At 69.1% G+C, this 16687-nt stretch carries 18 protein-coding genes; 14 read left to right on the forward strand and 4 right to left on the reverse strand.

The window, feature by feature from the left end; translation table 11 throughout:
- The first annotated feature begins 143 nt into the window (after window positions 1-143).
- The 14 genes from rpoE (at window position 144) to acpS (ending at window position 11127) form a co-directional block, all read left to right on the forward strand.
- Window positions 144-722 carry an RNA polymerase sigma factor RpoE gene (gene rpoE, locus D577_RS0108195; RefSeq protein ID WP_018870158.1) on the forward strand — a complete coding sequence of 193 codons (579 nt, stop codon included), beginning with the start codon at window positions 144-146 and terminating at the stop codon, window positions 720-722.
- A gap of 14 nt (window positions 723-736) precedes the next feature.
- Window positions 737-1342, forward strand: coding sequence for a sigma-E factor negative regulatory protein (locus tag D577_RS0108200; RefSeq protein WP_024329068.1), 606 nt, complete (start codon window positions 737-739; stop codon window positions 1340-1342).
- A gap of 3 nt (window positions 1343-1345) precedes the next feature.
- Window positions 1346-2341 carry a MucB/RseB C-terminal domain-containing protein gene (locus D577_RS0108205; RefSeq protein WP_018947023.1) on the forward strand — a complete coding sequence of 332 codons (996 nt, stop codon included), beginning with the start codon at window positions 1346-1348 and terminating at the stop codon, window positions 2339-2341.
- A complete protein-coding gene (locus D577_RS0108210; RefSeq protein ID WP_026288979.1) occupies window positions 2334-2813 on the forward strand; it encodes a SoxR reducing system RseC family protein in 480 nt (159 codons plus the stop codon). The genes D577_RS0108205 and D577_RS0108210 overlap by 8 nt, the downstream gene beginning before the upstream one ends.
- An 82-nt stretch (window positions 2814-2895) precedes the next feature.
- Window positions 2896-4317, forward strand: a complete 1422-nt coding sequence (locus D577_RS0108215) for a DegQ family serine endoprotease (protein ID WP_018947025.1) — start codon at window positions 2896-2898, stop codon at window positions 4315-4317.
- 49 nt (window positions 4318-4366) lie between these two features.
- Window positions 4367-4606 (forward strand): glutaredoxin family protein, encoded by a 240-nt coding sequence (locus D577_RS0108220; protein ID WP_026288980.1) that lies wholly within the window; start codon window positions 4367-4369, stop codon window positions 4604-4606.
- Window positions 4603-6405 carry a translation elongation factor 4 gene (gene lepA, locus D577_RS0108225; RefSeq protein ID WP_018947027.1) on the forward strand — a complete coding sequence of 601 codons (1803 nt, stop codon included), beginning with the start codon at window positions 4603-4605 and terminating at the stop codon, window positions 6403-6405. The genes D577_RS0108220 and lepA overlap by 4 nt, the downstream gene beginning before the upstream one ends.
- A gap of 47 nt (window positions 6406-6452) precedes the next feature.
- A complete protein-coding gene (gene lepB, locus D577_RS0108230) occupies window positions 6453-7223 on the forward strand; it encodes a signal peptidase I (RefSeq protein WP_018947028.1) in 771 nt (256 codons plus the stop codon).
- A gap of 42 nt (window positions 7224-7265) precedes the next feature.
- Window positions 7266-7622, forward strand: a complete 357-nt coding sequence (locus D577_RS0108235; protein WP_018947029.1) for a DUF4845 domain-containing protein — start codon at window positions 7266-7268, stop codon at window positions 7620-7622.
- 41 nt (window positions 7623-7663) lie between these two features.
- Window positions 7664-8344, forward strand: a complete 681-nt coding sequence (gene rnc, locus D577_RS0108240; RefSeq protein ID WP_018947030.1) for a ribonuclease III — start codon at window positions 7664-7666, stop codon at window positions 8342-8344.
- A complete protein-coding gene (era, locus tag D577_RS0108245) occupies window positions 8341-9261 on the forward strand; it encodes a GTPase Era (RefSeq protein ID WP_018947031.1) in 921 nt (306 codons plus the stop codon). Before rnc ends, era begins: the two co-directional genes overlap by 4 nt.
- A gap of 16 nt (window positions 9262-9277) precedes the next feature.
- Window positions 9278-9937, forward strand: a complete 660-nt coding sequence (locus D577_RS0108250; RefSeq protein WP_018947032.1) for a DNA repair protein RecO — start codon at window positions 9278-9280, stop codon at window positions 9935-9937.
- Window positions 9938-9953: 16 nt separating this feature from the next.
- A complete protein-coding gene (pdxJ, locus tag D577_RS0108255; RefSeq protein ID WP_018947033.1) occupies window positions 9954-10730 on the forward strand; it encodes a pyridoxine 5'-phosphate synthase in 777 nt (258 codons plus the stop codon).
- A 19-nt stretch (window positions 10731-10749) separates the two neighbouring features.
- Window positions 10750-11127, forward strand: a complete 378-nt coding sequence (gene acpS / locus D577_RS0108260; protein ID WP_018947034.1) for a holo-ACP synthase — start codon at window positions 10750-10752, stop codon at window positions 11125-11127.
- 7 nt (window positions 11128-11134) lie between these two features.
- On the opposite strand, the gene D577_RS0108265 is transcribed toward acpS, so the two are convergent.
- The 4 genes from D577_RS0108265 to aat all read right to left on the reverse strand — a co-directional run bounded on the left by D577_RS0108265 (window position 11135) and on the right by aat (window position 16546).
- Window positions 11135-14344, reverse strand: coding sequence for an error-prone DNA polymerase (locus tag D577_RS0108265; protein ID WP_018947035.1), 3210 nt, complete (start codon window positions 14342-14344; stop codon window positions 11135-11137).
- Window positions 14345-14442: 98 nt separating this feature from the next.
- On the reverse strand, window positions 14443-14943 hold the full coding sequence (gloA, locus tag D577_RS0108270; RefSeq protein WP_018947036.1) for a lactoylglutathione lyase: 501 nt from the start codon (window positions 14941-14943) through the stop codon (window positions 14443-14445).
- Window positions 14944-15019: 76 nt separating this feature from the next.
- Window positions 15020-15649, reverse strand: a complete 630-nt coding sequence (locus D577_RS0108275; protein WP_018947037.1) for a hypothetical protein — start codon at window positions 15647-15649, stop codon at window positions 15020-15022.
- A gap of 117 nt (window positions 15650-15766) precedes the next feature.
- Window positions 15767-16546: a leucyl/phenylalanyl-tRNA--protein transferase gene (aat, locus tag D577_RS0108280; RefSeq protein ID WP_018947038.1), complete on the reverse strand. Its 780-nt coding sequence runs from the start codon at window positions 16544-16546 to the stop codon at window positions 15767-15769.
- Window positions 16547-16687 lie beyond the last annotated feature (141 nt).

Here is a 16687-nt window from a genome sequence, read left to right on the forward strand (position 1 = left end):
CGTCAGGTAACGTTTTGCGCTTGTTGCGCAATGGCCGGGAAGCCGGGAGCAATCCCCGGCGAGCGGGTTTCGAACTTCATGCAGGTCAGGCGGTCCATGAACCCTAGAATACTGGAGACGAGTCGCCGAACGGGAGTCCCCGGATGAGCGAGAAGGCTTCCGACGAGGCCCTGGTTCGGCGTGTCCAGAATGGCGAGAAAGAGGCCTTCGATATCCTGGTCCTGAAGTATCAGCACAAGATCGTGAATCTTGTCGGCCGCTATGTGCACGACCACGCCACGGCCCTGGACATCGCCCAGGAAGCCTTTATCAAGGCCTATCGCGGTCTCGCGAACTTTCGCGGCGAAAGTGCGTTCTACACCTGGCTGTACCGGATCGCCATCAACACCGCGAAGAATCATCTCGTCTCCCAGGGGCGCCGCCGGCCCGAATCCGAAGTCGATGCGCAGGATGCCGAACAAATGGGGGGCGATTCCGCTCTCAAGGATAATGCAACCCCCGAGGGGGAAGCGCTGTCGCAGGAGATAGAGGCGGCCGTCCAGCGCACGATCGACGAGCTGCCGGACGATTTGCGGACCGCGATCACTCTGCGCGAGATCGAAGGTCTGAGCTACGAGGAAATCGCGCAGACCATGGGATGTCCGATCGGCACGGTCCGGTCGCGCATCTTCCGGGCGCGCGAGGCCATCGACGAGACCTTGCGACCATTGTTGAACGACTGAATGAGCATGATCGTATGAGTGAACAAGTCAGCAAGACGGAGCGTCTCTCGGCCCTGGTGGACGACGAGACCGAGGCGTTCGAGACGCGTCGCCTGGTGGACGAGCTGCTGCAGTCGGAGGAAGATCGCAAGCAATGGGAACGCTATCACCTGATCGGGGACTCGCTGCGCGGCGGGATGCGCATGACCGCGCCACCGGACCTGCTTGAGGGCGTGCGCGAACAGCTGGCCGAGGAAGAGCCGCTGCATGTCGCGCCGGCTCCCGCCGGCGTCGAGCAGGCAACCCGTTCGCGGTGGTTCCGGCCGGTGGTCGGTACCGGGGTCGCGGCCGCCGTGGCGGTGGTGACCCTGGTGGGCATGCAGATGATGGGTGCCGGCCAGCCCGGTGGTGACGCGACGCCCGGCATGGCCGAAGGCGGGGCGCCCCCGGCCGAGGTGCAGACGGCGCGCTCGGCCGAGGGCCCGGAGCAGGCGTCCGCCGGCGCCGGCATGCCCGAGGCCGACGGACCTGGCGAGGAGCTGGACCCGCGCTTCGTGCGCTACTTCGAGAACCACGCCGATCTGACCGGTCCGGGCTCCGCGGCCTTCGGGCGCGTACGTTATTCGGTTGGCGAAGAGTAAACCATGATGTACGGAGGTCTGCCCTGGGTGCTGGCGGCTTCCGTCGCCCTGCTCCCGCTGCCGGTGATCGCCAGTGATCCCGGCCCCGCCGAGTGGCTGGAACGCATGTCCGCGAGCGTCCACTCGGAAAGTTACCGGGGGACATTCGTCCTGCAGCGCAAGGATCGCCTCGATACGGTGCGCGTGATCCACGCCGTCGAGGACGGAGGCTATCGCGAGCGGCTGCATACCCTCAGTGGCCAGGAGCGCGAGGTCGTGCGCTCGGTGGACCGTCTCAGTGCCCAGTCCGGGACCGGGGCCGCCTCCGGCGGGCAGGCTGCGGAGGCCGGCTCCACCCCGCGCTGGCCGGTAAGTTCCCCGGTTCACCTGCTCGCGGAACACGATGGCTATTCCCTCAAGGATCAGGGTCGCAGCCGCGTGGCCGGGCATGCCTGCCGCATGCTGCTGGCCCGCGCCGGTGACCTGCTGCGCTACAGCCACCGCTACTGCCTGCACGAAGACACCGGCCTGCCGCTGCTCAGCGAACTCTATTCCGGGAGCGGCCAGCTGCTCGAACGCCTGGCGTTTACCGATCTCGAACTGCTGGACCGCGTGCCGGACGCCGCCCTCGAGCCGGTCAGTGAAGGGGCCGACCGCATCGAGGTGCGCGCCGAGCGCGGACATCTGCGCCCCGACCCCGACGGCCGGGACTGGGGCTTCAGTGAACTGCCGTCGGGCTTCCGCCTGGTGGTGGCGCGCGAACGCAGCAGCGATGATCCGGAACAGCCCGGCCGCTATTTCGTGGTCAGCGATGGCCTGGCCTCGGTCTCGGTGTACGTAGAGCCGGTGGAAGGTGAGCGCCGGTTCGAGGGCGCGACCCGCGCCGGTGCCACGCACGCGGTGGCCCGGATCGAAGGCGATTATCAGATCACGGCCGTCGGCGACGTGCCCCGCGAAACCGTGGAGCGCCTCGCTGCTGCCATGCATCCGCCGCAGCCCGTTGGGGGGCGGCATGAGTGACTGGATCGAGGAACAGGGTGAAGTCATCGAAGTGGACGGGCACACCGCCCGCGTGCGCATCCAGCGCCGTTCCACCTGTGGCAGCTGTTCCGCGCGCAGCGGTTGTGGCAGCGGGATTCTGTCGGACGTCCTCGGGCGCAAGCCCATCGAAGTTCGGGTCGGCCATTCCGGCGACCTGCAGGCCGGCGATACCGTCACTCTCGGCGTGCGCGATACCGCGCTGGTTGCGGGTGCGCTGATGATGTATCTGCTGCCGCTGGCCGGACTGATCGGCGTGCCCGCACTGGGCATGGCCCTGTTCCCCGGGGCCGGCGAGGGCATGCTGCTCCTGGCGGGCCTCGCGGGACTGGGGGCAGGCCTGCTCAGCGTGCGCCGCTGGATGCGCCAGCGCGATGCCGCGTTCCAGCCGGTGGTGCTCGCGCGCCAGCCGGGCAGCGGCGTAGTGCGGCCGGTTGCCACCCGCACCGGCTGATCCTGCCGCGGCCCGCGGGGAACTTGCGCGCTTTCGCGGCGTCCAGAGGCATGTCCTTTCAAGCTTCCCGGAGAGGGGTTCAATGATGCTGAAACCGATGCAATGGGCGCTGGTCGCCCTGGTCTTTCTGGCCCTGTCCCTGCCCGCTTCGGCGCGGCCTCTGCCTGATTTCGTGCCGCTGGCGGAAGAACACAGCCCGGCGGTGGTGAACATCTCGGCCACCCGCACCACCGAGGTGCCCGAGCACGGCGGCATGCGCCAGTTCGAAGGGACACCGTTCGAGGACCTGTTCGAGCGTTTCTTCGGCGAGCCCCCGGGGTCCGGTGGCGACCCGCGCCAGCGCGAGCGTGATTCGCTCGGCTCCGGCTTCATCTACAGCGAAGACGGCTACATCGTGACCGCCAACCACGTGGTCGAGGGTGCCTCGGAGATCGTGGTCCACCTGTCCGATCGCCGCGTGTTCAATGCCGAGGTCGTCGGTACCGACCCGCAGAGCGACGTGGCCCTGCTGAAGATCGACGCCGAGGACCTGCCCACGCTGGAGCTGGGTTCCTCCGAGGAGCTCCGGGTCGGCGAATGGGTCCTGGCGATCGGCTCGCCGTTCGGCTTTGATCATTCGGTCACCGCCGGGATCGTCAGCGCCAAGGGGCGCAGCCTGCCGAGCGAGAACTACGTACCCTTCATCCAGACCGACGTGGCCATCAACCCGGGCAACTCCGGTGGTCCGCTGATGAATCTCGACGGCAAGGTGATCGGGATCAACGCCCAGATCTACAGCCGTACCGGCGGGTTCATGGGGCTGTCGTTCGCAGTGCCCATCGAAGTGGTGGGCGACGTGGTGACCCAGCTGCGCGACCATGGCGAAGTCACCCGCGGCTGGCTGGGCGTGCTGATCCAGGAGGTTACCCGGGATCTGGCCGAGTCGTTCGGCATGGACAAGCCCTCTGGTGCTCTGGTGGCCCGCGTGCAGGCGGACAGCCCCGCGGAGAAGGCGGGGTTCGAGGCCGGTGACGTGATCCTGCGCTTCAATGGCCTGGACGTGCCGAATTCCAGCGCGCTGCCGCCGATCGTCGGCCGCACGCCGGTGGGTGCCGAGGTCGAAGTGGACATTCGGCGCGGTTCCGAGGACAAGACCCTCGAGGTCACCATCGAGGCGCTGCCCGAAGACATTGCCGAACGCCGCGCGGCCCCCGAACAGCCGGGCGAGGCCCGGCCCGAGCCGCAGAGCCTGCTGGGCATGCGCCTCGAGCCGCTGGACGCCGAAACCCGCGAGGAGCTCGGCGTCGACAACGGCCTGGTGGTGCTGGAGGTCGAGGACAACCCCGCGCGCAGCGCCGGCGTGCGGCCGGGCGACGTGATCGTGCAGTTCGCGCGGCAGCCGGTGGGATCGCTGGAAGAGCTGGAAGAGCGCGTCGAGCAGGCCGGCCCCGGCACCACCGTACCGGTGCTGATCCAGCGCGGCGGCAACCCCACCTTCATCGCCCTGCGCATTCCGCAGGATTGACGGCCATCACGCGCCGGCCTCGGGCGCTCCCGGGGCCGGCCCATCGCACATGAAGCAACTGACGGTGTACCATCGAGAAGGTTGCGGGCTCTGCGAGCACATGCTCGCGGAGCTTTTTGCTTTGCAAAGCCGTTATACTTTCACGCTCGACGTCGTCGACATCGACGAGGACCCGGACCTGCGGGAGCGCTACAACACCAAGGTGCCGGTGCTCGCGGTCGACGGCGACATTCTCTGCTGCCACTTTCTTGATCGAGAGGCACTGCTGGACCTGCTGGGGCCCGCATGAGTGATACCCGTCTGACCCGCAATTTTTCCATCATCGCCCACATCGACCACGGCAAGTCGACCCTGGCGGACCGCCTGATCCAGGGCTGTCGCGGGCTGACCGAGCGCGAGATGTCGGAGCAGGTGCTGGACTCCATGGATCTCGAGCGCGAGCGCGGGATTACCATCAAGGCGCAGAGCGTGTCGCTGTACTACGACGCCAACGACGGCCAGCGCTACCAGCTGAACTTCATCGACACCCCGGGCCACGTGGATTTCTCCTACGAGGTCTCGCGCTCGCTGTACGCCTGCGAGGGCGCGCTGCTGGTGGTGGATGCCTCCCAGGGCGTGGAGGCGCAGAGCGTGGCCAACTGCTACACGGCCATCGACCAGGGGCTGGAGGTCGTGCCGGTCCTCAACAAGATCGACCTGCCCGCGGCCGAACCCGACCGCGTGGCCGACGAGATCGAGGACGTGATCGGGATCGAGGCCACCGACGCCCTGCGGGTGTCGGCCAAGACCGGCGAGGGCATCAGCGAGCTGCTGGAGGAGCTGGTGCGGCGCATCCCCCCGCCGCAGGGCGATTCGGAGGCCCCGCTGAAGGCGCTGATCATCGACTCGTGGTACGACAACTACCTGGGCGTGGTGGCCCTGGTGCGGGTCAAGGCCGGGCGCCTGCATGCCGGCCAGAAGATCAAGGCGATGGCGGTGGAACGCCCGCACGAGGTCAATCGCGTGGGGGTGTTCACGCCCAAGCCGGTGGATCGCGAGTATCTGGACGTCGGCGAGGTGGGCTACATGATTGCCACCATCAAGGACATCTCCGGGGCCAAGGTCGGTGACACGATCACCGACTTCAACAACCCGGCGGACGAGCCGATCCCCGGGTTCCAGGAGATCCAGCCGCGGGTGTTCGCCGGCCTGTTCCCGGTCTCCGCGGACGACTTCAACGACCTGCGCGACGCGCTCGACAAGCTGCGCCTGAACGATGCCGCGCTGTCATTCGAGCCGGAGACCTCGGCGGCCCTGGGCTTCGGCTTTCGCTGCGGCTTCCTCGGCATGCTGCACATGGAGATCGTGCAGGAACGCCTGGAGCGCGAATACGGCCTGGACCTGATCAATACCGCCCCCACCGTGGTCTACGAGGTGGAAAAGAACGACGGCAGCGTGGTGTCCGTGCACAATCCCTCGGAGCTGCCGCCGAACAACGAGGTCGCCGAGATCCGCGAGCCGGTCATCGAGGCGAATATCCTCGTGCCGCAGGAGTACGTCGGCGCGGTCATGACCCTGTGCGTGGAAAAGCGCGGGGTGCAGACCCGCATGGCCTATCACGGGCGTCAGGTGCAGCTGTCCTACGAACTGCCGATGGCCGAGGTCATGCTGGACTTCTTCGACCGGCTCAAGTCCGCAACCCGAGGCTATGCCTCGTTCGACTACCACCCGCTGCGTTTCCAGGCGGCCCCGCTGGTGCGGGTCGATATCCTGATCAACGGTGACCGGGTGGATGCGCTGTCGGCCATCGTGCACCGGGATCAATCCGAGTCGCGTGGACGCGAGATCACCGAGCGCATGGCGAAGATCATTCCGCGGCAGATGTACGAGGTGGCCATCCAGGCGGCGATCGGCTCCAAGATCATCGCGCGCTCGACGGTCAAGGCGATGCGCAAGAACGTGCTCGCCAAGTGCTACGGCGGGGACGTGAGCCGCAAACGCAAGCTGCTGGAGAAACAGAAGGAAGGCAAGAAGCGGATGAAGTCCATCGGCAAGGTGGACGTTCCGCAGGAGGCCTTTCTCGCGGTACTCTCGGTGGACGAGAAATGACGGGAACCACCGGGCCGTCGGGCCGGTAGCGGGGGCGGGGAAACAACATGGCGAATCTGGAACTGATCCTGGTCGTGGCGACCGCGGTAACCGGCCTGATCTGGCTGGCATGGGCGGTGCTGCGCCGACGGCTGAGCCCCGAACGTCGGGCGAAGATGCCGTGGTACGTGGACTACTCGCGCTCGTTCTTCCCGATCCTGCTGATCGTGCTGGTCCTGCGCTCGTTCGTTGCCGAACCGTTCCGCATCCCCTCGGGCTCCATGATGCCGACCCTGCTGGTGGGCGATTTCATCATGGTGAACAAGTTTTCCTATGCCGTACGCCTGCCGGTGACGCGCACGAAGATCCTCGACACCGGGGCCCCGGAACGCGGCGAGGTCGCGGTGTTCAAGTATCCGCGCAACCCGGCCGAGGACTACATCAAGCGCGTCGTGGGCCTGCCCGGCGACGAGATCGAGTTTCGCGACCGCGTGCTGTACGTCAACGGCGAGCCGCAGCCGGCCGAAGAGGTCGGTACCTTCGACGGCGAGGGCTCCGGTGCGGTGATGTCCGGTGCCACGCTGTTCGAAGAAAACATGGGCGACCGGACGTACAACACCCTGATGCGCGAGGATCGCCCGACCGCGGAAGGGCGCGTGGTCGTGCCGGAGGGGCACTACTTCATGGTCGGGGACAATCGCGACAACTCCAACGACAGCCGGTCGTGGGGCTTCGTGTCCGAGGAGCTGCTGGTGGGGCGCGCGCTCTTCATCTGGCTGCACTGGGATTACAATGGTAACCATAGGGACTTTTCCCGAATCGGACAGACCATACGCTGATACATGACAGGGACGGGGGTAACCATGCAATCGAAGACCAGAATGAAGGGCGCCGGGGCAACCACCATCATGGCCATGATCTTCCTGGCCCTGATCGTGCTGACCTTCATCATCCAGATGGGCACGCAGTACACCCAGTACATGACGGTGCGCTCGATCATGCAGGACGTGGCGGAGCAGCCGGGGGCGGCCGACAAGAGCGAAGACGAGCTGTGGAGCGAGATGAACCGGCGCTTTCAGCTGAACACGGTGCCGGAGGAGATCGAGGAGGAGCACTTCTCGGTTGGCGAGGGCGACGAAGGCCCGGCGATGATGATCGACTACGAGATCCGGCGCGGCTTTCTGGGCAACATCGACATCGTCGCGCAGTTCTCCTATTCCGCGACCCTGGCGGACTGACGACATGCGACCGGGACGGGAACGGAAGGATCCAGACGTGCATGGCTGAACGGGATTTTCGAACCCTGCTGCCCGAGGCGGTGCGGGATGGCGAAGGCATGCGCCAGGCGCTGACCCATCGCAGTGCCGGCGGGCGCAATAACGAGCGCCTGGAATTTCTCGGTGACGCGGTGCTCGGCCTGGTGGTCGCCGATGCCCTGTACGAGCGCCTGCCGGACTCGCCCGAGGGGGACCTGACCCGGCTGCGGGCCGCGCTGGTGAATCGCGAATCGCTGGCGGCCCTGGCGCGCGAGACCGGCCTGGAAGGGACGCTCAATCTGGGCCAGGGCGAGCGCAAGAGCGGCGGCCAGCGGCGCGACTCCATCCTTGCCGATGCGGTCGAGGCCCTGATCGGGCTCACCTATCGCGAGGCGGGCTTCGACGCCGCGCGCGACTTCACGCTCGCGCTCTACGCCGAGCGTCTGGAAAACCTCCCCGCCGCCGAGACCCTGAAGGACCCGAAGACCCGGCTGCAGGAGAAACTGCAGGGCCGCAACGCGGAACTCCCGGTCTACGAGGTTCTGGAGGTCTCCGGACCCGACCATCAGCGCCATTTCACCGTGGCCGTGCATCTGCCCACCCAGGGCTGGGGACAGCACGGACGCGGCTCCAGCCGTCGCCGGGCCGAACAGGCCGCGGCCGAAGCGGCCCTCCACCGGCTCCAGCAGACCCAGGAACAATGAATACACCCGAGAACGAGGCACGCGACGGCACGCGTTGCGGGCTGGTCGCGCTGATCGGCCGCCCCAACGTGGGCAAGACCACCCTGATGAACCGCCTGGTGGGCGAAAAGCTGGCGGCCACCACTCGCCGGCCGCACACCACGCGCAACCGCATCCTCGGCATCGTCACCGAGGGTGACGACCAGATCGTGCTGATGGACACCCCGGGGATCGACCAGGAACGGACCAAACTGGTGAACCAGGTGCTCAACCGCACGGCCAGCCAGGCGCTGGCGGATGCCGACCTGATCTGTTTCCTGACCGAAGCGGGGCGTTTCGGCGAGGGCGACGAGCGCATCGAGGCGGCGATACGCAGCTCCGGGCGCCCGGCACTGCTGGTGATCAACAAGGTCGACCGGCAGAAGAACAAGGAAGATCTGCTGCCGTTCATCGAGGAGCGCATGGCCGCCTTTCCGTATGCCGGCGTGGTACCCATCGGCGCGCGCCGCGGAACCAACGTGCCGGGGCTGATCGAGGAGATCCGCAACCACCTGCCCGAGGGCCCGTTCCTGTACGACCCGGACCAGCTCTCCGACCGCCCGGAGCGTTTTCGCGCCGAGGAGATGATCCGCGAGGCCATGCTGGAACAGCTGGGCGAGGAGGTGCCCTACTCGGTCGCCGTGCGCGTCGAGAACTGGGAAGACGCCCCGCGCACCGCGCATATCGACGCGGTGATCCTGGTCGAGCGCGAGAGCCAGAAGGGCATCGTCATCGGCAAGGGCGGGCGCCGGCTCAAGCAGATCGGCCAGGCCTCGCGCCACCAGCTCGAATCGCTGCTGGAGCGCAAGGTGATGCTCAACCTCACCGTGCGGGTCGAGGCGGACTGGTCGCGCAGCCCGCGGGCGCTGCGCGAGCTCGGGATCGAGGAACCGCGGTAGCCACCGGAATCCGTACATGAGCAGCGCCGCCAGCGAGGTCACCCCGGGCGTGGTCCTGCATGCGCGTCCGCTGCGCGAGAACAGCCGCGTGGTGGAACTGGTCACCGAGCGGGCGGGGCGCGTCGCCGCGGTGGCGCGCGGGCGCGCCGGCAGCGTGCGCCCGTTCGTGCTGCTGGATCTGGCCTGGCGCGGGCGCGGGGAACTGCCTTCGCTGAGCGTGGCCGAGGAACGCCGGGTGTACCCGCTGACCGGGCGCCGGCTGGTCTGCGGCCTGTATCTGAACGAACTGGTGCTGCGCCTGTTCCCGCGCGATGCCCCGCTGGAGGACACCCTGCAGACCCTGACCGGGGCCTACACCGATCTCGCGCAGGACCGTCCGGCGGATCGCATCCTGCGCCGGGCCGAGTGGCAGCTGCTGGGGGGGCTGGATTCCGGTCTCGCGTTCATCGACCCGGAAGAGCTGGAGCCGGAGGCGTGGTATCGCTACGAACCGGAACACGGCCTGCACGACGTGCCTGCCCGCACCGCCGGCGCCGTGCCCGGCGCCGCACTGCAGGCACTGGCCAGCGGCCGGGACGTCCCGGATAATCTCGCCCGGGCCAGCCGCGACTTCATGCGCGCGCTGATCGACGCCCATCTCGACGGCCGGCCGCTGCAAACCCGCGGTCTGCTCTGAACAGGAAACCGATACCATGACCGACGCCGCATCCGTTCCCGCGCTCAAGCTGGGAGTCAACCTCGACCACATCGCGACCATCCGCCAGGCGCGGCACACGCCGTACCCGGACCTGATGCAGGCGGTGCGCCTGGCCGAGGCCAGCGGGGCCGACTCCATCACCCTGCACCTGCGCGAGGATCGCCGGCACATCCAGGACGACGACGTGTTCGGCATCAAGCCGCGCCTGACCGTGCCCATGAACCTGGAGATGGCCGCCACCGACGGGATGCAGACGATCGCGCTGGAACTGCGGCCGGAATACTGCTGCATCGTCCCCGAGCGCCGCGAGGAACTGACCACCGAGGGCGGACTGGATGCTATTGGCCAGCGCGAGCGCCTGACCGCCTTTGTTACTCCCCTGCGCGAGGCGGGCATCGCGGTGTCGCTGTTCGTCGAGCCCGACGTGCGTCAGCTGGAGGCCGCCGTGGCCATCGGCGCCCCGGTGGTGGAACTGCACACCGGGGCATATGCCAACGCCACCGAACCCGCCGAGCGCGAACGGCTGCTGGCGCAGATCAACGAGGCCGCCGAGGCCGGGCGGCAGATGGGGCTGGTGATCAACGCCGGCCACGGCCTGGACTACGACAACGTGCGCGCGATCGCCGCCAACCCGGTGTTCAACGAGCTCAACATCGGCCACTCGATCGTTGCCCGCGCGCTGTTCACCGGGCTGCCCGAGGCGGTCAGCCACATGCGCGGCCTGATGGACGCCGCGCGTGAGGGCGCGCCGGTCGGCCAGTACCCGGTGTGACCCGGGCGAGGGCCTCGGCGTGATCCTCGGGATCGGCACCGACCTGGTGCAGGTGGCGCGCATGCAGGCGCTGTGGACGCGCCACGGCGAACGTTTCGCCGAACGTATCCTGCATCCGGTGGAACGCGCCGATCTCCCCGCACAGGACCCGGCCGGCTTCCTCGCCCGGCGCTTCGCCGCCAAGGAGGCCCTGTCCAAGGCGCTGGGCTGCGGTGTCGGCGCCGGCATGGCGCTGGTCGACGCCGGCGTCACCCACGATGCCCGCGGCCGCCCGGAATTCGTGCTGGAAGGCCGCGCCCGCGCCACCGCCGAACGCCTCGGCGCCGGCCCCGTCCACCTCAGCATCTCCGACGAACGCGACTACGCCCAGGCCTTCGTCATCATCGAACGCGCCTGAGCCTGCGCTAGCCGAAGTCGCGGGAGTGGGTCACCAGGTCGCCGAGCCAGGTGCTGCGGTCGATGAGGCGGCGGGCGACCAGGTGGCCGACGCCGTCGGCCCACTGCCATTCGCCGTCGATCTCCAGCAGCTGGCCGTGCAGGACCTCGGCACGGAAGCGTTCCACGCGGTCGGGCCAGACGATCACGTTCAGCGTGCCGTGTTCGTCCTCCAGGGTCAGGAATACCGTGCCGTTGGCCGAGCCCGGGCGCTGGCGGGTGATCACCAGACCCGCGTAGCGGGCCGGGCCGGGGCGCCGCCGCGCGGAAAGCGTCGCGGAATCCGGCAGGCGCCGGCGTTCGAGCTGCGGGCGCAGCAGGGCCAGCGGGTGCGGCCCCAGCGTGAGGCCGGTGGTGGCGTAGTCCTGGACCAGGTCGTCCACCGCGTCGGGCACCGGCAGCAGGGGCGTGCGGGCGTCGTCCCCGGCCGGCGCCGGCTCGTGCGGCTCGCGTGGCTCGTGCGGGGCGTCGGCGGGCTCGGCGTGTTGCGGCAGGCCCTCGAACAGCGGCAGCGGCGCCTCCACCGCATCGGCGGCCCAGCGCGCCTGGTGGCGGTTGCCGGCCAGCGCCGCCAGGGCCCCGGCGCGCGCCAGGCGGCCGGCCTCGGTCCGGCTCAGGCCGGCGCGCGCGACGAGCTCGGGCACGTCGCTGAACGGCCCCTCGGCGCGGGCCGCGTGGATGCGTTCGGCGACCTCCCGACGCAGGCCCTGGACACGGTTGAAGCCCAGGCGCAGGGCCAGCGGCGCGTCCGGTGCGTCCGGTGCATCGCTGGCGGGCTCCAGGCTGCATTCGGGCAGGCTGTGGTTCACGTCCACCGGCCGTACCTCCACGCCGTGGCGGCGGGCATCGGCCACGATCTGCGCCGGGCCGTAGAAGCCCATCGGCTGGCTGTTGAGCAGTGCACAGGTGAAGATCGCCGGCTCGAAGCACTTGAGCCAGGCCGAGACCCAGGTGATCAGCGCGAAGCTGGCGGAGTGCGATTCGGGGAAGCCGTATTCGCCGAAGCCGCAGATCTGGCGATACAGCCGCTCGGCGAACTCCGCCGAATAGCCGCGCTCGCGCATCCCCTCCAGCAGCCGCTCGCGCCAGCGGCCGAGATCCCCGCGGCGGCGCCAGGCGCCGATGGAGCGGCGCAGCCCGTCGGCCTCGCCGGCGGAGAACCCGGCCGCCACCATCGCCAGTTCGATCACCTGTTCCTGGAAGATGGGCACGCCCAGGGTGCGCCCCAGCACCCGCTCGATCTCCGCATTGGGGAAGCGCACCCGTTCGGGGCGCGCCCGGCGCTTGAGGTAGGGATGCACCATCTCGCCCTGGATGGGGCCGGGACGCACGATGGCGATCTCGATCACCAGGTCGTAGAAGTTCTTCGGCTTCAGCCGCGGCAGCATGCTCATCTGCGCGCGCGACTCGATCTGGAACACCCCCAGGCTGTCGGCCTTCTGCAGCATCGCGTAGACCGCCGGGTCCTCGGCCGGGATGTCGGCCAGGCCCCAGTCGCGGCCGCGGTGCCGGTGCATCAGCTCCAGCGCGCGGCGCACGCAGGAGAGCATGCCCAGCGACAGCACGTCGATCTTCAGCAGGCCGGCGGCGTCGAGGTCGTCCTTGTCCCACTGGATCACGCTGCGTTCGGGCATCGCCGCGTTCTCGATCGGCACCAGCTCGTCGAGCCGCCCGGCGGCGATAACGAAGCCCCCGGTGTGCTGCGACAGATGGCGCGGGAAGCCGACCAGCTCTGCGGTCAGGGCCTGCCACTGGCGGGCCAGGCCGCCGTCGGGTTCCAGGCCGACCTCGCGCAGGCGTTCGGGCGGGATGCCCTCGTCCCAGCCGGCGAGGTTGGCGGTCAGGGCATCCAGCCGCGCGCGCGAGATCCCCAGCGCCCGGCCCACGTCGCGCAGAGCGCTGCGGCGGCGATAGCGGATCACGGTACAGGCCAGTGCCGCGCGGTCGCGGCCGTAGCGCCGGTAGATGTACTGGATGACTTCCTCGCGCCGTTCGTGCTCGAAATCGACGTCGATATCCGGCGGCTCGCCGCGTTCGGCGGAGATGAAACGCTCGAACAGCATGTTCGAGCGCGACGGGTCCACTGCGGTGATGCCCAGCACGTAGCACACCGCCGAATTGGCCGCCGACCCGCGCCCCTGGCACAGGATGCCGCGCTCGCGCGCGAAGCGGACGATGTCATGGACCGTCAGGAAATACGGCTCGTAGCCCAGCTCGGCGATGATCCCCAGTTCACGCTCGATCTGCGCCTGCACCGCCTCCGGGATGCCGTCGGGCCAGCGCTCGCGTGCCCCGCGCAGGCTCTCCTCGCGCAGGTACTCGGTGGCCGTGCGCCCGGGTGGCAGCGGGTCGGTGGGGTAGTGGTATTCGAGCTCGTCCAGGGAAAAGCGGCAGTCGGCGGCGATGGCGACCGCATGATGCAGCCAGGCGGCGGGATACAGCGTGGCCAGGTCCGCCCGCGGGCGCAGGCAGCGTTCGCCGTTGGGGAACAGCCGGTCGGCCGCCTGCGCCACGGTACAGCGGTGGCGCAGCGCGGTCAGCACGTCCTGCAGTGCGCGCCGCCCGCGCGCATGCATGTGCACGTCGCCGCAGGCCGTCACCGGCAGGTCGTGTTCCTGCGCGAGCTGCCGTGCCCGGGCGATCTGCGCCGGATCCCCGGGCGTGCGCAGCAGTGCCACCGCCAGATGTCCCTGGCCCGGCGCGGCCCATGCCCGCAGCCAGGCCGCCGCGTCGGAGAGGCCGGGGGCGTCGGTTTCCGGCCACAGGTGCAGCAGCACATGCCAGCCGGCGCGGGCCTGCGGCGGGACCGCCTCCAGATCCGCCCGGGTCAGGTGGTGCTCGCCCTTGTCCGCGGCCCCGCGTGCGGTGGTGATCAGGCGGCACAGCGCGGCGTAGCCCGTGCGCTCGCGCACCAGCACCGTCAGTTCGGGGCCGCCGGCCAGCTGCAGGCGGGCCCCCGCGATCAGGTGCACGCCGGTGCGCTGCGCCGCCTCGTGCGCGCGCACCAGGCCCGCCAGCGAGGCGATGTCGGTCAGCGCCAGCGCGCGATAGCCCAGCGCCGCCGCACGCTCCACCAGCTCCTCCGGGTGCGAGGCCCCGCGCAGGAACGAGAAGTTGCTCAGCGCCGTGAGTTCGGCAAAGGCCGGGGCGGTTTCGCCTTCGGGTGCGCGTTCGTCCATATACTGTATATTTGTACAGTATCACGGGCGAAGCAAGCCGCCCCCCGGATTCCGGGGGACGGCGAGGGGCTGTCAGGCGGCTTCGGGGTGGCGGGAGATCAGCGCCCCAGACCGGTGAGGCGCGCGGGCTCCAGGATCTCGATCCAGTAGCCGTCGAGGTCCTTCACGAAGGCGATGTCCTTCAGCCCGCCCTCGTCGGGGCGCTTCACGAACTCCACGTCGTTCTGGTCGAACCAGCGCACCGCGGCGTCGAGGTCGGGTACCGAGAAGCAGATGTGGCCGAAGCCCTGCGGTTCGGCATTGCCGTCGTGGTAGTAAAAGTCCGGATCCTTCTCGGTGCCGTAGTTGTAGGTCAGCTCGAGGATGCCGCGCTGGCTGAACATCCAGCGGGTGCGTTCTCCCTCGTCCTGCGGCGGCGCCGGCTCACCTTCGTCCTGGCGGGCGAGGAAATACAGCGTGAACTCGAATTCCGGGAAGTCCAGGGTCTTCACCAGCTCCATGCCGAACACGCGCCGGTAGAAATCCAGCGACGCGTCCGGGTCCTTCACGCGCAGCATGGTGTGGTTGAAGCGGAAGCCAGCGGTCGGGTTGTCGCTCATCATGCGTTCCTTTGGGACGTAGGGATGTGCAGGAGACTGGTACCGGGTCCGACCGGTTCCCGGGCCGGGCCGCGTGTCAGCTGCAGAACGGCCCGACCTGCCAGAAGCGGCGGCAGCGGAACTCCGATTCGCAGCCCTCCAGCTGGGTGGCATAGCGCCCGGCGCGCTCGCGAACCTGGCGCGCGGCCTGCTGCACCCCGGGCTTGCCGCGGTAGCTGCCCTGGTTATAGCCGCCCTGGCCCTCGTGGTAGGCCAGATACAGGTGCTCCGGGTTGTCCAGCGACACCCCGGTCATGCGGCGGGTGCGGTCGTTGTACCAGCCGATGAAATCGGTTGCATGCTTCATGTGCGTGCGCCGGGCGAAGCGGCTGCCGGCATCCTCGCGGTATTCGCCCCACACCGGGTCCTGGGCCTGGGCGTAGCCGTAGGCCGAGGACGGCCGCCGCCAGGGGATGATCCCCAGCAGGCGCTCGCGGTCGGGGCGTACGTGCGAGCGGAACGAGGATTCCTGCTGGATGATCGCCATCTGCGTGGCGATGGGCGTGCCCCATTCCTGCTCGGAATCCCGGGCGTAGTCGTACCACCGGGGCTCCTCGCGGAAGATCTCGCAGATGTTGCTCTGCTCCTGCGGCGGCGAGGGCGAGAACATCGCACAGCCGCTGGTGGCCAGGATCAGCACCAGAAGGACCAGGGTACGCAGTGCCATCGTCGAATTCACCCGGACCTCCCCGAGGTGGTTGCGTGGAATACCCGGAGTATAAAGCAGGGTGAACCGGGGTGACATCGGTCGGGCAAGCGCGCGGGAGCGGTGTCCGGGAGGTCGTCAGGGCCGCGCGGGCGTGGCGGGCCGGGCCAGCCAGTTCGCGTCGAGCGGGTGCAGTGCGGGGTCGAGGGTCCACGGGCCCGGGGGCGGTGCGCCGGGGTCGTGGACCAGCGGGCGGATGTAGCGCAGGAAGGTGTCGCGCGGGAGTTCCACGGCGCCCAGGTTCACCAGGTGTTCGGTGGCCATCTGGGTGTCGATCAGCGGCCAGTCCCAGGCGACCATGTGGCGGCACAGCCAGGCCAGGGCCACCTTGGAGGCGTCACGCTCGAGGCTGAACATGGACTCGCCGCAGAACAGCCGGCCGGCGGCCACGCCGTAGAGCCCGCCGATCAGCCGCGGGCCGTCCCACACCTCCACCGAATGCGCGTGGCCCACGCGATGCAGCGCGGTATAGGCCTCCTGCATGCTCTGGGTGATCCAGGTGCCGGCGGAGCGGGCGCGCGGGCCGGCACAGCCGGCGATCACGCGCTCGAAGGCGCGGTCGAAGGTGACGGTGTAGCCGGCGTTGCGCAGGGTCTTGCGCAGCGAGCGGCGGATGTGGAAAGCGCCGGGTTCCAGCACTGCGCGTGGGTCGGGGCTCCACCACAGGATCGGCTGCCCGGCCTCGAACCAGGGGAAGATCCCGCTGCGGTAGGCGTTGAGCAGGCGCGGCACCGAGAGATCGCCGCCGGCCGCGAGCAGGCCGTTGGGTTCGTCCAGTGCCGTCTCTGCCGGTGGGAACGGCGCCTCCGGGTGATCCGGGTCCAGCCAGGGGAGGGTGATGGGGCTGCGGGGGCTCATGCGGCGCCTGGTCGGGCGGTGCCGGATCGGCCAGCGCCGGATCGGCCAGCGCCGGATCGGCCAGAGGGCTGGCCTCCTACCGGGGTTGGTCGGGCGGTGCCGGACCGGGCAGCGCCGGATCGGCCAGAGGGCTGGCCTCCT

Source organism: Thioalkalivibrio sp. AKL17, assembly GCF_000377885.1.
Taxonomy (GTDB): domain Bacteria; phylum Pseudomonadota; class Gammaproteobacteria; order Ectothiorhodospirales; family Ectothiorhodospiraceae; genus Thioalkalivibrio; species Thioalkalivibrio halophilus.

Coding starts and splice junctions, on each gene's coding strand:
- lepB (WP_018947028.1), top strand. CDS start 6,453: ATGGCGAATCTGGAACTGATCCTGGTCGTGGCGACCGCGGTAACCGGC.
- D577_RS0108250 (WP_018947032.1), top strand. CDS start 9,278: ATGAGCAGCGCCGCCAGCGAGGTCACCCCGGGCGTGGTCCTGCATGCG.
- D577_RS0108200 (WP_024329068.1), top strand. CDS start 737: ATGAGTGAACAAGTCAGCAAGACGGAGCGTCTCTCGGCCCTGGTGGAC.
- D577_RS0108220 (WP_026288980.1), top strand. CDS start 4,367: ATGAAGCAACTGACGGTGTACCATCGAGAAGGTTGCGGGCTCTGCGAG.
- rnc (WP_018947030.1), top strand. CDS start 7,664: ATGGCTGAACGGGATTTTCGAACCCTGCTGCCCGAGGCGGTGCGGGAT.
- pdxJ (WP_018947033.1), top strand. CDS start 9,954: ATGACCGACGCCGCATCCGTTCCCGCGCTCAAGCTGGGAGTCAACCTC.
- gloA (WP_018947036.1), bottom strand. CDS start 14,943: ATGAGCGACAACCCGACCGCTGGCTTCCGCTTCAACCACACCATGCTG.
- aat (WP_018947038.1), bottom strand. CDS start 16,546: ATGAGCCCCCGCAGCCCCATCACCCTCCCCTGGCTGGACCCGGATCAC.
- D577_RS0108265 (WP_018947035.1), bottom strand. CDS start 14,344: ATGGACGAACGCGCACCCGAAGGCGAAACCGCCCCGGCCTTTGCCGAA.
- D577_RS0108235 (WP_018947029.1), top strand. CDS start 7,266: ATGAAGGGCGCCGGGGCAACCACCATCATGGCCATGATCTTCCTGGCC.
- D577_RS0108210 (WP_026288979.1), top strand. CDS start 2,334: ATGAGTGACTGGATCGAGGAACAGGGTGAAGTCATCGAAGTGGACGGG.
- era (WP_018947031.1), top strand. CDS start 8,341: ATGAATACACCCGAGAACGAGGCACGCGACGGCACGCGTTGCGGGCTG.
- D577_RS0108205 (WP_018947023.1), top strand. CDS start 1,346: ATGATGTACGGAGGTCTGCCCTGGGTGCTGGCGGCTTCCGTCGCCCTG.
- rpoE (WP_018870158.1), top strand. CDS start 144: ATGAGCGAGAAGGCTTCCGACGAGGCCCTGGTTCGGCGTGTCCAGAAT.
- D577_RS0108215 (WP_018947025.1), top strand. CDS start 2,896: ATGATGCTGAAACCGATGCAATGGGCGCTGGTCGCCCTGGTCTTTCTG.
- lepA (WP_018947027.1), top strand. CDS start 4,603: ATGAGTGATACCCGTCTGACCCGCAATTTTTCCATCATCGCCCACATC.
- D577_RS0108275 (WP_018947037.1), bottom strand. CDS start 15,649: ATGGCACTGCGTACCCTGGTCCTTCTGGTGCTGATCCTGGCCACCAGC.